This window comes from Ruegeria sp. J8 (assembly GCF_056531925.1).
This window is the reverse complement of the sequence record NZ_JBQFMR010000011.1, coordinates 97,469-112,359: the sequence shown is the minus strand read 5'-3', so window position 1 is coordinate 112,359 and position 14,891 is coordinate 97,469. Positions and strand designations below refer to the sequence as shown.

General features: G+C 53.4%; 14 protein-coding genes. 5 read left to right on the top strand and 9 right to left on the bottom strand.

What is annotated here, in order from left to right:
• Positions 1 to 38: 38 nt before the first annotated feature.
• The 9 genes from ACR0L1_RS20025 to ACR0L1_RS19985 all read right to left on the bottom strand — a co-directional run bounded on the left by ACR0L1_RS20025 (position 39) and on the right by ACR0L1_RS19985 (position 9,246).
• Positions 39 to 1,172 (bottom strand): ABC transporter substrate-binding protein, encoded by a 1,134-nt coding sequence (locus ACR0L1_RS20025; RefSeq protein ID WP_480860528.1) that lies wholly within the window; start codon positions 1,170 to 1,172, stop codon positions 39 to 41.
• A 399-nt stretch (positions 1,173 to 1,571) separates the two neighbouring features.
• Complete coding sequence (gntH, locus tag ACR0L1_RS20020) at positions 1,572 to 2,699, bottom strand: guanitoxin biosynthesis MBL fold metallo-hydrolase GntH (protein ID WP_480552440.1); 1,128 nt, start codon at positions 2,697 to 2,699, stop codon at positions 1,572 to 1,574.
• Between the two features lie 313 nt (positions 2,700 to 3,012).
• Positions 3,013 to 3,645: a tyrosine-type recombinase/integrase gene (locus tag ACR0L1_RS20015; protein WP_170774124.1), complete on the bottom strand. Its 633-nt coding sequence runs from the start codon at positions 3,643 to 3,645 to the stop codon at positions 3,013 to 3,015.
• Positions 3,646 to 4,019: 374 nt separating this feature from the next.
• Positions 4,020 to 4,925 carry an HAD-IIA family hydrolase gene (locus ACR0L1_RS20010; protein ID WP_480860526.1) on the bottom strand — a complete coding sequence of 302 codons (906 nt, stop codon included), beginning with the start codon at positions 4,923 to 4,925 and terminating at the stop codon, positions 4,020 to 4,022.
• Positions 4,922 to 5,737 carry a phosphonate ABC transporter, permease protein PhnE gene (gene phnE / locus ACR0L1_RS20005; RefSeq protein ID WP_170327399.1) on the bottom strand — a complete coding sequence of 272 codons (816 nt, stop codon included), beginning with the start codon at positions 5,735 to 5,737 and terminating at the stop codon, positions 4,922 to 4,924. Before phnE (ACR0L1_RS20005) ends, ACR0L1_RS20010 begins: the two co-directional genes overlap by 4 nt.
• Entirely contained in the window at positions 5,737 to 6,552 is an 816-nt protein-coding gene (phnE, locus tag ACR0L1_RS20000) for a phosphonate ABC transporter, permease protein PhnE (protein WP_170375209.1), read from the bottom strand. The genes phnE (ACR0L1_RS20005) and phnE (ACR0L1_RS20000) overlap by 1 nt, the downstream gene beginning before the upstream one ends.
• Positions 6,549 to 7,343 carry a phosphonate ABC transporter ATP-binding protein gene (phnC, locus tag ACR0L1_RS19995; protein WP_170353305.1) on the bottom strand — a complete coding sequence of 265 codons (795 nt, stop codon included), beginning with the start codon at positions 7,341 to 7,343 and terminating at the stop codon, positions 6,549 to 6,551. Before phnC ends, phnE (ACR0L1_RS20000) begins: the two co-directional genes overlap by 4 nt.
• A 60-nt stretch (positions 7,344 to 7,403) precedes the next feature.
• Complete coding sequence (phnD, locus tag ACR0L1_RS19990) at positions 7,404 to 8,378, bottom strand: phosphate/phosphite/phosphonate ABC transporter substrate-binding protein (protein ID WP_170787718.1); 975 nt, start codon at positions 8,376 to 8,378, stop codon at positions 7,404 to 7,406.
• A 58-nt stretch (positions 8,379 to 8,436) separates the two neighbouring features.
• Positions 8,437 to 9,246, bottom strand: coding sequence for a DeoR/GlpR family DNA-binding transcription regulator (locus ACR0L1_RS19985; RefSeq protein ID WP_170375211.1), 810 nt, complete (start codon positions 9,244 to 9,246; stop codon positions 8,437 to 8,439).
• Between the two features lie 244 nt (positions 9,247 to 9,490).
• Here ACR0L1_RS19985 and ACR0L1_RS19980 point away from each other — a divergent pair, with 244 nt between their 5' ends.
• The 5 genes from ACR0L1_RS19980 to ACR0L1_RS19960 are packed head-to-tail and all read left to right on the top strand — an operon-like array spanning position 9,491 to position 14,890.
• On the top strand, positions 9,491 to 9,955 hold the full coding sequence (locus tag ACR0L1_RS19980; protein WP_170375214.1) for an NUDIX hydrolase: 465 nt from the start codon (positions 9,491 to 9,493) through the stop codon (positions 9,953 to 9,955).
• Positions 9,956 to 10,013: 58 nt separating this feature from the next.
• Entirely contained in the window at positions 10,014 to 11,039 is a 1,026-nt protein-coding gene (locus tag ACR0L1_RS19975) for an ABC transporter substrate-binding protein (protein ID WP_170353301.1), read from the top strand.
• Positions 11,040 to 13,256 carry an ABC transporter permease gene (locus ACR0L1_RS19970; protein WP_480860523.1) on the top strand — a complete coding sequence of 739 codons (2,217 nt, stop codon included), beginning with the start codon at positions 11,040 to 11,042 and terminating at the stop codon, positions 13,254 to 13,256.
• On the top strand, positions 13,253 to 14,323 hold the full coding sequence (locus ACR0L1_RS19965; protein ID WP_170353299.1) for an ABC transporter ATP-binding protein: 1,071 nt from the start codon (positions 13,253 to 13,255) through the stop codon (positions 14,321 to 14,323). The genes ACR0L1_RS19970 and ACR0L1_RS19965 overlap by 4 nt, the downstream gene beginning before the upstream one ends.
• A complete protein-coding gene (locus tag ACR0L1_RS19960) occupies positions 14,324 to 14,890 on the top strand; it encodes a histidine phosphatase family protein (RefSeq protein WP_170375217.1) in 567 nt (188 codons plus the stop codon). It begins immediately after the preceding gene.
• Position 14,891: the final 1 nt, after the last annotated feature.

Sequence of the window (14,891 nt, the reverse complement as noted above, 5' to 3'; positions counted from 1 at the left end):
AACGGGCCGCCGCTCTGGAGTTGGGCGCGGCCCTCCGATTACATTTTACAGTCTGCCGCGTAGGCGTCCGAGTGGTTATCCAACGCCACACCAATGATCCGGTTGGTGAATACATCACCTTCCTGAATGACTTCGCGCGCATAGATAGTCTGAATCGGATGGTGGTTTGGACCAAATGCGAAGTCGCCTCGCGTGCTGTCAAACTCGGCGGCGCGCAATGCATCGCGGAACGCGTCTTGATCCGAGACATCAGCCGATCCCAGTGCCGAAACAATCAACTGCGCCGTGTCAAAGCCCTGGCTTGCGTAGAGAGACGGAAGCCGCCCGTACTCGGCTACAAAGCTTTCTACGAATGCGGAATTTGTTGGATTGTTGATATCCTTGTTCCATTGGCTGGTATTAACAATCCCAAGTGCTGCGGGCCCGGCGGCTTGAAGAATGCCCTGATCAAACGAAAACGCCGGACCCACCACGGGCAGATCAACCCCGCTGTCCGCGTATTGCTTGAGAAACGAAATCCCCATTCCACCGGGAAGGAAGAAAAAGACACTGTCTGCGCCAGACGCACGGATTTGAGCAATCTCGGCCGCATAATCCGTTTGGCCAAGCTCGGTATAAATCTCACCGGCAAGATTGCCTTGGAAGAACCGCTTGTACCCAGTCAATGCGTCCTTACCTGCCGGATAGTTCGGGGCGAGGATGAAGCTGTTGCCGTACCCTGCTGTATTGGCATAGGCGCCGGCTGCTTCGTGCAGGTTGTCGTTCTGCCAGGCGACGTTGAAGTAATTTTCATGACAGCCCTGACCGGCCAGCGCCGACGGTCCCGCGTTCGGCGACAAATAGAACTTACCTTGGGCCGTTGCCGCTGGAACAACCGCCATTGCGAGGTTCGACCAGATAATGCCCGTCAGGATATCCACTTTCTCGGATTGGATCATCTTGTCAGCAAGCTGCACGGCGACATCGGGTTTTCGCTGATCATCTTCGATGACAACTTCGATGTCATCCCGCCCGGATTGCTTGATGCCCAGCATGAAACCGTCGCGCACATCGATCCCCAAGCCGGCTCCGCCACCAGACAGAGTAGTAATCATACCGATCTTGGTCTCAGCGAATGCGCCTGTGGCCAGCATCCCGATGGATGCGGCAATGGCAATCGATTTATACGTCATAAGTTCCCCCCATGTTGTTTTCTACTGACACCGGATGCATTTGCCCGGCCGTGTTTGAAGTTGCAACAGCGAGGACCGCTTTCGCAAACAGTATTTATTGAGATGCTTTCCTGTTCAGAAAGGCAATGTCCAGTGCAAGCATTGAATCTCTAACTTTTAAATTGGTTTTCAGTACCTAGATTCGCAGATTTTGGGGCCGTATTGCGAGGCGGCAGCTAAATTGGAGCCCATGATCCTTGATCGTAAGTTGCTGTTTACTAAATTTCCGCGTAGCCACACGGAGGCAACTTTTACAGTCAAAAAGTATCCCGCCAGCTTGATGCAGATGTTCCTTGAACGCAACTAAATGTCTGCCTTGCGGACAAAGCAGCCGCTAAATTCACTGTAGCGCAGTGCGGACTAGTCTCCGCTAAGATCTAGGCGACCTGCATTAAGCCAATCTGACAACTCTGTCCTTTCGCTGGGGTCAGGTGGGCCCGCAGGAGTTGGAGGGTCAACAGGCAATGGATTGTCTGATCCAACGATCTCTCGAACACCTACGGCATCTTCCGAAACATTCCAAACGAGCATGTCCCGAGCCAAAGTGAGCGGTCCGTCATAGGTCTTTCGGATTGCTGCAATTGTGTCAGGAGCAATATCGAAATCGGCAAATGTATGGTAGGCAATCGCGTGCCGCGGCTCGATCATCGAGAATAGTTTTCCGCACGCGTTTGGTGGCGTGTGAACCACCGTTGCCACTAGTCTGGCGCGTTCAGGGTCGTAGTTTTTGATATCGATGAATTGTTGGATCGTTAAGTAGCATTCGTGAATGACAAGATCAGCTTCTTTAGCGTTTTCCACGAACCACTTGTTCGGGTTGGTGTCACCAGAATAGACGAACTTAAGTCCTTTCCACTCCAAGCTGTAGGAAACTGAACCGTCTATGCCGTGAATCGCGGGCCAAGATCGAATAACAACACCATCGCTTTCATAAACTACTTGTGTCTGAGAATAGTCGAACTCAGTCACCGACAGGTGTCCACCTGCCGACGGCATATTCCCGCGCCGTCCTGCCACGTCCCAAGCCAACATTTTCTGGAGGCCATCCATGGCTGTTGCGGTCCCGTATTCTGGCTCTAAGCCACTTGGGCCCCAAACCCGTAGTGGAACCGTTCGGTTTGACACCCAGCCGCCCACAAAAAGTGCATCGAGGTCTCCAATATGATCTACGTGCAGGTGGCTAATGAACACTTTGTCGAGATAAGTGTATGGGATTTCCAATGCGGCCAAATTTGCTAACGAACCGGTTCCGACATCGAATAGGAACTTGTCGCCATTGCCAAGTTCAACCAACCACGACGCTGACGCTTGGGAATGTCGAAAATTAGGTGTTCCAGTTCCCAGCGAGATAACTCGCATCTCTGCTTCACCGAGCGGCTCTGTGTTCGGATAATAGAACTTTCTCTCTCCGGATGAACCAGCTGAAGCTGCGCCGCAGCAAATCGACGCAAATACAAAACTCAATGGCAGCAACAATCCTAAGCGCACAGTCTTCCCCGATTTTCTGATGCATTCTATGATACAACCAAATTGCTTCAGTCCAAAATCGGGCGTCTGCTTTGGGCTCGAAGAGGACGTTCGCCGCACTTTACAGGAGTGACTGCTTACTTCGCACAAGCAGTCACATGGGAGTGATGACGCCCCAGCTACTGACCTGAGCCCGGCGATCCGGGCGGGAGCTTCAACTCAATCGACAACGATGGTGACGCTCGTCTCGGCTCAGAAGCCCAGTGGATGGTCAACACTCATGCGACAATCGCCAGTCACGAAAAGCGGGCGACTCTTGCCGCCCGCTCAATCTTCACACGTCGATCTTTTCTGCGATACTCAGCGCGTCTTCTAATTCAACGCCAAGATATCGAACTGTGCTGTCAACCTTGGTGTGGCCAAGCAAAAGCTGCACCGCGCGTAGATTGCCTGTTTTCCGGTAGATCAGTGCCGCTTTTGTGCGTCTCAGCGAATGCGTGCCGTAACCGCTCGGCTCCAAACCAATCGCCGACACCCAATCGAGGACCAGACGCGCGTACTGTCGTGTCGATATATGCGGCCTTTCGTGGAAGCGGCTTGGGAAAAGGAAAGTGCGTCCAAGCATCTCCGGGCGACATATCCAGGTCCAGACGGACTGGCGGGTATTTTCCGAGACCTCGAATTGGACCGGCCGTTTTGTTTTGCTCTGGACAACTGTCACGCGTTCGCGGACACGATCACCAGTAACAAGATCGGCTACGTTCAATCGAACGAGATCGCAGCCTCGCAGCTTGCTATCGATCGCAAGATTAAAGAGTGCCAAATCCCTGAGATTGTCCGAGAGTTCAAGCCGGGCGCGGATGGCCCAGACCTGCTTCGCGAGAAGCGGGCGTTTCTGGCCTATAAGGCGACCTTTGTTCCACGGCGGGCGCTTCGGTGTGATGGCAGGAAGTTGAATAATGGACATCGATTGTCCTCCATCCTTCCCTCCCTCTCCAGGCACCGACACCATGTCGACCAACTGACTCTATTAAGGAGCAAAATGGCAGGTGTCATCAGCTTACCCGACGTTCGTGAGCAGCGCAGCGTATGACCGTTTCGAGCCCTCAGTGAACGATGCGGCGCGATCAACCGACGACGGCTATGCGCAGAAAGCGGGCTTTGCATAGTTCGGAATGCGGCCCAAGCCGGACATGAGTTTAGAGTTAAATTGTTGCGGAGGGTTTTCCAAAGCTGCCGTTCACACGCGGAGCTTCGTTCACATGGTCGGGATCTGCGCAACGCTGATTCACCCGACGTTCGAGTTAACAGAAAGACGTGTCCAAGCGGAACGCCCTAATATCAAGGTCGGTTTACAACAAAGCTTGGCACTATCCCTGCCTTCATGATCGCTGCTTCAACATCATGCCCTGCGAAGAAACCGAATCCAGAGATGAGCGCGGAAGCTATGCCTGCATTTCGTGCACCTAGAATGTCGGTGTGCAGGCTGTCGCCAACCATCAGAACCCGGGATTTGTCGATGTGCCCCAGGCGGCTGAATGCAAGATCATAGATGTTGGCGAAAGGTTTTCCAAAGAACTGAGGGGTGACGCCTGTCCGGTCTGCTAGCCGGTGCGCGAAAAGACCGGGTTCTTTGGAGAAACCGTACTCGCGCGGAGCGACAATGTCAGGATTGCCCACCAATACCGGGCGGGGACGCTCCAGCAAAGCGGCCTCTAACATGGCTTGTCGCGTTTCATTCCAAACAGCTGACCCAATCATCAAAAATCCGTCTACGGTTTCGTAGGGCTTCGGGTCATCCTCCAGGTAGGATAGTTTCAACTCCTCCAGATCGCGAAGGCCGGCACTTGGAGTTGCCATCAATCCCCAATGTAACTCATTTTGGCCGTTTAGCTCAGACAACAACGTGGCCCGACTGGTGATCACGTCTTGTGGCGCGAAGTTGTAGCCAAGCCCATAGTATTTCTCGATAAGAGTTGTGTGGGGAAACCCTGCAGCATTCGATACGACCAGAACACGTTTGCCGGCGGCTGTCAGCGACCTGACCCGATCTGGTGTATCTGGGATTGCCGTATCACCAATATTGAGAACTCCGAAGGCATCGAGGAGGAACACGTCAAACTCGTGAGCGATATCCTCCAGCGTGTCCACCTGACGATAGCTCACTTCAGTAGATCTGGGTTGCGGAAGGCGATGTCTTACAGCCTCGTAGGCCTCAAAAGCCTCTTGCGCAGAGAAACCGGTCAAATGATGGCCCCTCTTACTTTCGCCGAAACCCATTCGCTGATCATAACCGCGACCAGAATTACAATCAGGATCAGACTAACTTGCGGCCAAGCCAGTACGTTGAGCGAAGCCGACAATTGCAACCCGATACCCCCGGCTCCAACCAGCCCGAGCACCGTGGACTCGCGGATGTTGATATCCCAACGGAAGACGGCAATGCCCGCGAAAGCGGGTAGGATTTGCGGTACGATCCCATAGGCCATGACCTGCCAGCGTGAAGCACCGGTTGCTGTGATTGCTTCGACCTGCGTGTGATCAATTTCCTCAATCGCTTCGTAAAGAAGCTTTGCGCAAAACCCGATTGAACGAATGGCGATTGCTATGACACCGGCGAACACTCCGGGACCAATAATCGCGATCAAAAGAAGAGCCCAGATCAACGAGTTTATAGAGCGGGTCGAGACAATGACCAACAAGGCAATCGGTCGGATGAACAAGGCCGATGGTGTGGTGTTGCGGGCCGCCAAAAAGGCAACTGGCACTGCCATGCACAGGGCAATTATGGTTCCCAGGGTGGCAATGTTTAGCGTGTCCCAAATCGGGCGACCCAACTGGGTGATGTAATCCCATTTAGGAGGCGTTGCACGGGTCCAAATATCGTTGGCGATGCGGGGCGCATCCCAGACGAAAAACCAAGTCGTCGACTCTGAGATCAGCTGCCAGCAGTAAACAAAGATCGCTACGCCCAGCAACCAGCCGAACCAACGGACTAAGCTCTGACCCGTTGTCCGGCGACGCCAGATTTGCGCATCGTCGCGTTCAAGTATCGGCATTACTGAACCCTCGCTCGTATAATTCCCGAAAGGTATTCAAGTGCCATCACGATGCCGATGATAAGAATGAGAATGGCTGCCGCAGTGTCGTATTCATAGCGGTCGAATGCGGTGTTCAAAGTTGCACCAATTCCACCAGCCCCCACGAGCCCGAGGATCGCGCTTTCTCTGAAATTGATGTCGATCCGATACATGGAAAGGCCCACAAGTCGCGGCATAACCTGGGGCTGAACTCCATAGTTGATCCATTGTGGCCAACGCGCTCCAGAGGCCTTAATCGCCTCGGCCTGAACCTTGTCCATGGCTTCGATATCTTCGGCCAGAAGTTTTGAGAGAAACCCGATTGTGGCGAAAGAAAGCGTTAGAAATCCGGCCAGCGGGCCAAAGCCAAAGATAGCCACAAGCAAAATGGCAACGATAATCTCTTGCAATGCCCGACTTATCGCGACAATGCCTCGGCAAATCATGTAGATTGGCAATGGCGCGATATTGCGGGCAGCCCCCAACCCAATCGGGATCGAAATCAGGATGCCCACGACCGACGCGGCCACGGTCATCACGATACTTTCCAGAAGGCCGCTCCAAATATCGGTCCACCGTGAAATGAAGTCTGGGCTGGTGAACGCAAGCACAAACGCCCAACCCCGATCCAACCCTTCATAGACACGACCCCAATCAACTTCGATGGTCATGAACGCCGCGATCAGGTAGGCGAAAAAGCCAAGGAGCAATGCCCAGCGGAGTAATGGATTTTTGACAAAGGCAGGCTTACGCCAGCCTTTTCCCAGCATGTCGTCTAACTCTCGATGGCTCATTCTGCAGCCTCGACATCGTCATCTTCGTCAACTTTTTCGATGGTTGCTTCCCAGTCTTCTTCCCCATAAATCTCGGTCAGCTTCTCAGGGGTAAGGCCTGTAGGAAGCCCATCATACACAATTTCGCCGAATCGGAGTCCTACGACACGGGGAACAAACATCTGAGCGAGCGCCACGTCATGGATATTGATAATGGCTGCCAATCCGCGTTCCTGACATAACTCGGTGATGAGACGCATAATTTGACGGCTGGTCTTTGGGTCCAGCGATGCAGTTGGTTCATCGACCAACAGCAGCTTTGGGTTCTGTATCAGTGCCCGGCAGATGCCGACCCTTTGGCGCTGACCGCCAGAGAGTTCGTCCGCCCGTTTATCCGCCATGTGCAACAGCCCCACCCGATCGAGTAGCCGGAAGGCTTCGTCCACATCCGACTGAGGATAGCGCCGTAGAAAGCTGCGCCAGAACCCCACATAACCCAGCCTGCCGGACAATACATTTTCCATCACTGTCAGGCGTTCGACCAAGGCATATTCCTGAAAGATCATGCCCATTTCGCGGCGTGCCTTCCGTAATGCCCCCGATCCGAGTTTGGTCAGGTCCACATCATCCAAAAGGACACCGCCGCTTGTAGGTTCAACCAACCGGTTGACACAGCGGATCATCGTCGATTTGCCCGCGCCCGAGGGCCCAATCAACGCAAGAACCTGTCCTTTTGGAACCTCAAGATCGATTGCCTTCAGCGCCTGATCCCCGGTCTTGTATGTTTTCGTCAGCTTTTGAAGACGCAGCATGAAATGCCCCAGATTAGGGTGAACGGCGGGCCCATTCAGGCCCGCCGGATTAGTGAAAGGTTATTGGCAGGCGTAGGAAACGCCATTTGCTGCGTCGATTTTACGAATGACTTCCCAGAATTCCTGATAAGTCATCTCCAGGAATTGGCCTTCGTTTGATTTTGAGAACTCAGCTTCAAGTGTCGTCCCCTCCCAATCGAAATTGAAGAAGGCATTGCGGATCTTTTCCTGCAGCTCGGGTGTCAGGTTGTAGACGGTGCCAAACCCAGTGGTCGGGAAAGTCTGTGATTTATAAATCGTAATGACATCATCCTCATTGATCACGTCACGAGAGATCATCCGCGATTTAACCGAGTTCGCGATTGAGGCCGCTAAGTAGTCTTTGTTGGCAACACCTAAGATCGAGTTGTCATGTTTGCCCGAATAGACGGGCTCAAAATCGCGTTCGGGCAGAAGATCAAAGTCGCTTTTCAGGATCGCAGAAGGAGCCTTGAATCCCGAGTTCGATGTGGGGGATGTAAAAGCCAGTTGCTTTCCCTTGATATCTTCAACCTTTTCGATGCCAGAACCCGGATAGGTGATGATTTCCATCTCGTAACCAAAATTTCCGTCCTTCGAAGCCATGATTGTGAACGGGCGGAACCCTGCGCAGTTTACCGCAAGTGGGTTGGAACCGGTGTTGAATCCCGCAATATGCAGGCGCCCTGAGCGCATCGCCTCGATCTGAGCTGCGTTGTTCTGGACTGGGAAAAAGACAACGTCCTTGCCCGTTTCTGCTTTCAAATGGTCGAGAAAGTCTGACCACGCAGTTTTGTATACGGCGGGGTCTTCAACCGGCGTGTAAGCAAAGATCAAGGTGTCTGGATCTATTTGCTCGGAAGGATCTGTAGGGATATCCGCGATCAAATCCCCGTCGGCATCACAAAAACGCTCATCCAAGTCACCGCGTGGACAATCCTGCGCCGACGCTATTCCACTCATCGACATGAGTGCGATTGCAGATGCCCCAAGCAATAGTTTGATATCGATCTTCATGTTTTCCTCCCAGTCATGTGCGGTGCTTTTTGTCCGCTGTTAATCAATCATTTTATGTCTACCCGGCGACGAGAACGTCGACCTCGGCGCCCTCAATAGCGTTACGCAATTCTCCTGTCGGTTTTTTGTCGGTGACTATGGAATCCAAGTCGTTAAGGCCTCCTACTTGAGACAAGCCTTTCCGGCCGAATTTCCCGGAATCAACAAGAAGGTGCCGTTTCTCGGCACGCATCAGCATCACCCTCTTTACTGCCGCAAAACCCCGCACTGTTTCTGAAGGACCATCCGTCGAGAACCCAGAGGAACCGATCATGCACCTGTCGACGTTGAAACGGGACAGAAATTCCAGCGTCTCGGTTCCGATAGTTGCAGACTCAGTTGCCAAGTATTCCCCCGGGCATAACAGGACTTGCGCAGCCCCATGGCCAAGGGTCATAGCTACAGGAATGGAATTGGTGATTACCGTGCAAGGGGTACCAATATAAGCCAGTGCACGTGCCATTTCGATTGTGGTCGAGCCGGAATCGATCATGACCGTTTCGCCGCTCTGGATCAGTTCTGCCGCAATGGCACCTATCCGTTCGCGTTCTTCAACCTGAGCGTTCGTTCGTTCATCCAAACCCGGATAGTGCCCTTGCGCTGCGGCTGAGGCCCCCCCGTGTGCCCGCGCTATCAAGCCGTCATTCGATAGAGCATCGAAATCTCTACGTACCGTCTCGTTGGAGACGTTGAACCGCTGTGCCAGTTCGTTGATGCGAACGTGCGGGCGCAGCTTCAGCTCCAACAATATCTGTTGGCGCCGGTCGGATTTCTTTACCCGGCTCTGGTTCTTTTCAGACATTTTGCCGCGCGTTTTTGTTTTGGACATCCGACGACCCGACTAGGCTTCGAAAGCTACTTTTGTGGGCTTTCGGTCATATTGCAATATTTTTTGTTGCATAACCCTCGGAAGGTTGTGAGAATTCGAGCGAACACAAGTATTTCAAAGCGCAAAGCAAAGATGCACAGGCTGATCAAATTCAGAATACGAGCCAAGGCAAAGCGTTAACCGGCCAACCTGCCAATCAGACAGCTTCCTTTTGGTTCTTGATCGTGTGGCATTGAGGGGCGGCATGGGCGACAGCGAGACGGCAGATCAGATTGCGGCGCTTCCGATGCGCTGGGATAAGAGTGGCAAGTTGCGCGTTCTTATGGTCACTTCGCGGGATACCGGCCGGTGGGTTATCCCAAAAGGATGGCTAATAGAGGGCAAAAAACCATGGCATGCCGCAGAAATAGAAGCTCAAGAAGAAGCAGGCGCAGTCGGCACCATATCGAAACGGCCAATCGGTCATTTTTTCTATGATAAACGATGCGAGGGGCGAAGCAGCGTTCGCTGCCGCGTTACCCTTTATCCTCTGGTCGTCGAAAAGTTGAAGCGACGCTGGAAGGAAGAAGGTGAACGAACGCGTCATTGGTTCTCACCGGCAAAGGCCGCAAAGCTGGTTCAAGAAAGAGACCTGTCAGAATTGCTGGATAATCTAACAGACGATCCAGAACTCAAAACTGTCATAAAGAAACTTCGAAAGGCTGCATGAGGAAGGGCATGAAAGAACCGGGAAACCCGGACGCATTACGCTCATAGGGAGGAAAAATATGAGGAAATTGACATCCACTGCGGTTGGATCGGTGATTGCCCTGGCTGCGTCACTGTCGGCGGCACAGGCCGATAAATTGACTTTCTATTGTTCGGCACAGGAAGACTGGTGCCAACTCATGGCGCGAAGCTTTGAAGATGCGACTGGCATCGACGTCAATATGACCCGGAAGTCGTCAGGTGAAACCTTTGCACAAATCCGCGCCGAAAGCTCGAACCCGAAAGGGGACGTTTGGTGGGGCGGTACCGGTGATCCGCATTTGCAGGCTGCCGAAGAGGGCCTGACGATGGAATACATTTCGCCAATGCGTGACCAACTTCATGATTGGGCGATATCCCAGGCAGAAAGCGCGGGTAACAAGACGATTGGCATCTATTCAGGCGCACTCGGCTATGGCTACAACGCCGATCTTGTCGCTGCCAATAACCTGCCCGAACCTGCCTGCTGGAAAGACCTGCTGAAGCCCGAATACAAGGGCCACGTTCAGATGGCGAACCCGAACTCATCAGGTACGGCCTATACCACGCTAGCGTCGATGGTGCAGATCTTCGGCGAAGATGAAGGCTTTGAGTTCATGAAAGGTCTGCATTCGAACATCAACCAATATACCAAGTCTGGCTCTGCGCCCATCAAAGCCGCTGGTCGCGGTGAGAACACCATCGGTATCGTCTTTATGCATGACGCTGTGAAGCAGGCCGTTTCAGGATTCCCGATTAAGGTCGTCGCACCGTGCGAGGGCACAGGATACGAAATTGGCTCGATGTCGATTATTGAAGGAGCCCGCAACGAAGAAGAAGCGAAAAAGTTCTATGACTGGGCACTGTCACCCGAAGCCCAGAACCTTGCTCTTCAGGTCAACGCGTTTCAAGTGCCATCGAATAAAGGCGCAGAAACTTCGGATAGCGCGCCTGACATGAGTCAGATCAAGCTGATTGACTATGACTTCAAAAAGTATGGTTCCTCAGACGAACGGAAGCGTCTGTTGCAGAAATGGGACGAAGAGGTTTCGACTCTGCCGCAGTAAATGACTGACCGGACTTCAAAAACGACCCATCCGGTCCTGATCTTCTGGATCGCGGCCGGGTGGGTCGGATTCTGCCTGTTGCCTTGGTATATGGTCGACGGTGGCCTTTGGTCGTTCGAGTGGCTTTTGGACGGCTACCCATTCGATGAGGATTTTGCCCCTGGGGCGTTTCTGATTGGGCAGGGTGAAAAATTTTGGCTCGCTCCGCTCCTGATCGCACTCGTCCTGCCGCTATTGGTGTTGAAGCGCCCCAAATCTGATCCACTTTACGCCAGAATACTGATCCTGTCAGGGGCGCTTGGCTTCGGCTGGCTGATCGCTCAGGGGTTCAGCATTGGCATCAGAGGCTTCAACTTCCATTGGTTGGAGGCGATGTTTGGCGAACTCGGCGCCCGTCAGTTCGGAATGGGCTACGGTGCGATGATATGTGCCTCAAGTTTTCTGTTCCTGCTTACTCAGGGGATCGCGGCAAGGGGCGCCATTAACGGTGACGTCTTTGTCGTAAGCGCCATCGGTGGCGTTATTACAATTGTCACCGCTTTTGTCTTTTTTCCCATCGCGAAGATGCTATTCGCTGCCTTCATCACCGAAGAAGGCGCGTACTCCATCGCGGTATTCTTCTCGAAGTTTTTCGATGATCGACTGTGGGGTTTGGGGTGTTTTCATGGCGCGCGCTGTGGTGCCGCCTGGAATTCACTGTTCCTAGCCATCTTAGTCGGCGTCATCACCACGGTCCTGGGGCTTTGCTTTGCACTGGTCGTGACGCGCTCAGGCTTTCGCCATAAACGCGCGCTGCGGGCTCTGACCGTTCTGCCAATAATCACTCCGCCATTCGTGATCGGCCTGGCGCTGATCTTGCTTTTTGGCCTTTCTGGGTCGGTCACCCGGTTCTTTGCCGAGCTTCTCGGCACCCAGCCGACACGCTGGCTTTATGGAATGCCAGGCATCCTGATCGCGCAGACACTCGCGTTTACGCCAATCGCGTTTCTTGTTCTGATCGGTGTGGTTGAAGGCGTCTCTCCGTCGATGGAAGAAGCGGCCCAAACCCTCCGCGCCAGTAGATGGCAGACATTCAAGACGGTTTCATTGCCCCTGATGCGGCCCGGTCTTGCGAATGCATTTCTTCTGGGCTTCATCGAAAGCATGGCCGATTTCGGAAATCCGCTTGTATTGGGCGGCAATTTCGACGTGCTTTCGACCGAAATATTCTTTGCCATCGTTGGCGCTCAATACGATCAAGGCAGAGCCGCAGTTCTGGCCATGGTGCTGCTGTTCTTTACTCTTTCCGCCTTTTATGCGCAGCGTGTCTGGCTGGGGAAGAAAAGCTACACAACCGTCACCGGCAAAGGGGATGCCGGCGTTCATCCTCTGATGCCAACTGGCCTTTCAGTTCCGGTACTACTCATCGCTCTGGGCTGGGCGCTGTTCACAATTGTTGTTTATGCGATGATCATTTACGGCAGTGTCGTCGAGTTGTGGGGTGTCGATAACTCGCTAACTATCAAACACTATGTCACCGCATTCTCCGCACGTTTCGAAGAAGATAGCATTCGCTGGACCGGAGCCGCTTGGGACAGTTTCTGGACCACCATAACGATCGCGGCCATTGCTGCCCCATTGACTGCCGCCGTAGGTCTGGTGACCGCTTATCTGCTGACCAGGCAAAGTTTTGCAGGCAAGAACGCTTTCGAATTTGGAACAATGTTGTCCTTTGCTATCCCCGGAACAGTGATAGGCGTCAGCTACATCCTAGCCTTCAACGTTCCGCCAATTGAAATCACGGGTACTGGTGTCATTCTCGTTGTCAGCTTTATCTTCCGAAATATGCCGGTTGGCGTTCGTGCGGGGATCGCGAGCATGTCGCAGCTTGACCGCAGCCTTGATGAATCCTCGCTGACCCTTGGTGCAAACTCGTGGCAGACGTTCCGAAACGTCATCCTGCCGCTATTGCGCCCTGCGATACTTGCTGCGCTTGTTTACAGTTTTGTCCGTGCCATGACGGCGATCTCGGCTGTCATCTTTTTGGTCAGCGCAGAATATGACATGGCGACCAGCTACATTATCGGTCGGGTCGAGAATAACGACTATGGCCTTGCGATCGCCTATTCGACGACGCTGATCTTTGTGATGCTCGCGGCGGTCGGTTTACTGCAACTACTCGTTGGCCGGGTCCAGATTGGTCGACGCACGCAACACGGAACGGAGGCATCGCGATGACCGACGCCAAAATCGGTTCCAAGGCCGCCCCGGTGCGCTTTGAGAACGTGTCGAAAGTATTCGGTAAAGACGTCGTCGCCGTCGACAACATCAACCTGCATGTCGATGCAGGAAAACTCGTCACACTGCTTGGTCCGTCAGGCTGTGGGAAAACAACGACTTTGCGCATGATAGCCGGGTTGGAAATGGCAAGCTCGGGCAAGATCCTAATTGGTGATCGGGACGTGACCAAATTGCCTGCCACCGACCGCGACGTATCCATGGTTTTCCAGTCATACGCGCTTTTCCCTCACATGAGCGTGCTGGAAAACGTGATGTATGGCCTCACATTCTCAGGCTTTGCAAAGGATGAAGCCCGCGGCCGCGCTATGTATGGATTGGAACTGGTCGGTCTTCAGGGGTTCGACAATCGTCTTCCCTCGGAACTTTCAGGGGGCCAACAACAACGTGTTGCCGTCGCCCGCGCGCTGGTTCTTGAGCCGCAGGTTCTGCTGTTCGACGAGCCGCTGTCCAATCTCGATGCCAAGCTTCGCCGTCAGGTGCGAGAGGATATTCGGGCAATCCAGCAAGATCTTGGTTTGACAGTTGTTTACGTGACCCACGATCAGGAGGAGGCACTGGCAGTCTCGGATGAGATTGTCGTCATGCGCAACGCAGCGATCGCCCAAATGGGCACACCACGCCAGCTTTACGATGCCCCGAACGATCGTTTTGTCGCCGATTTCATAGGTGAGGCAAACCTATTGGATTGCCAAATCGTCGATATCAATGGCGACGTGGCAACGATAGAAATAGAAGGCTACCGCCACACGCTGCCACGTCGCGGTTTGTCCGAAGGAAACGCAACCATTGCAGTGCGACCCTCACGTCTGGTTATCGGCTCAGACCAAGGCATAGCAGCCAAGGTGGCGAAGGCGACCTATGTTGGCGTTCGAATGGAATATACGCTGATCGGTGCATTCGGTCAGGTTTTTGCCGTACACGATGACGTCGATGCGCCGCTTGATCCCGGCGCCGAAATCAGAATGGGTTTTGCTGACAAAGGGCCCGTTCTTTTGCCGGATTAAATGCCGAAACTCATTATCATCACACACCCCGAGGTCTCTATCGATCCTGCCGTCCCGATAACTGAGTGGGGCTTGAATGCTGTGGGCCGTAAGCGCGCTACTGAATTTGCATCCAGTGGAATCTTGTCCAACGTCACTCAGATATGGACCAGCGACGAGCGGAAGGCCCGCGAAACAGGCGAGATTCTTGCTGCACCACGAAAGCTATCCGTGAAATGCAATTTGGATCTTGGTGAGAATGACCGCAGCGCAACCGGTTACTTGCCGCTGAAAGATTTCGAAGCCGCGGCAGATGCTTTCTTTGCTCAGCCGGAAAGTAGCTATCGCGGTTGGGAACCAGCGATCGAAGCACAGATACGCATTCTTCGGACAGTCACTAAGATTATCCGGTCGCATAATGCCGGGGATCTTGCAATTGTAACGCACGGAGCAGTGGGCACACTGCTTTGGTGCGCACTCTCGAATTGTTCGATAGACCGCAAGCACGACCAACCCTCACAAGGCCATTTCTGGCAGGCAGATTTAGCTACGCTCAAGCCTGATTCATGTTGGGTCTCTTTGACGTAGG

Excerpts from the sequence above, each read along its gene's own strand:
- ACR0L1_RS20025 (WP_480860528.1), bottom strand. The coding sequence starts at position 1,172 with ATGACGTATAAATCGATTGCCATTGCCGCATCCATCGGGATGCTGGCC.
- ACR0L1_RS20015 (WP_170774124.1), bottom strand. The coding sequence starts at position 3,645 with ATGTCCATTATTCAACTTCCTGCCATCACACCGAAGCGCCCGCCGTGG.
- phnE (WP_170327399.1), bottom strand. The coding sequence starts at position 5,737 with ATGCCGATACTTGAACGCGACGATGCGCAAATCTGGCGTCGCCGGACA.
- phnE (WP_170375209.1), bottom strand. The coding sequence starts at position 6,552 with ATGAGCCATCGAGAGTTAGACGACATGCTGGGAAAAGGCTGGCGTAAG.
- phnC (WP_170353305.1), bottom strand. The coding sequence starts at position 7,343 with ATGCTGCGTCTTCAAAAGCTGACGAAAACATACAAGACCGGGGATCAG.
- phnD (WP_170787718.1), bottom strand. The coding sequence starts at position 8,378 with ATGAAGATCGATATCAAACTATTGCTTGGGGCATCTGCAATCGCACTC.
- ACR0L1_RS19985 (WP_170375211.1), bottom strand. The coding sequence starts at position 9,246 with ATGTCCAAAACAAAAACGCGCGGCAAAATGTCTGAAAAGAACCAGAGC.
- ACR0L1_RS19980 (WP_170375214.1), top strand. The coding sequence starts at position 9,491 with ATGGGCGACAGCGAGACGGCAGATCAGATTGCGGCGCTTCCGATGCGC.
- ACR0L1_RS19975 (WP_170353301.1), top strand. The coding sequence starts at position 10,014 with ATGAGGAAATTGACATCCACTGCGGTTGGATCGGTGATTGCCCTGGCT.
- ACR0L1_RS19970 (WP_480860523.1), top strand. The coding sequence starts at position 11,040 with ATGACTGACCGGACTTCAAAAACGACCCATCCGGTCCTGATCTTCTGG.
- ACR0L1_RS19965 (WP_170353299.1), top strand. The coding sequence starts at position 13,253 with ATGACCGACGCCAAAATCGGTTCCAAGGCCGCCCCGGTGCGCTTTGAG.
- ACR0L1_RS19960 (WP_170375217.1), top strand. The coding sequence starts at position 14,324 with ATGCCGAAACTCATTATCATCACACACCCCGAGGTCTCTATCGATCCT.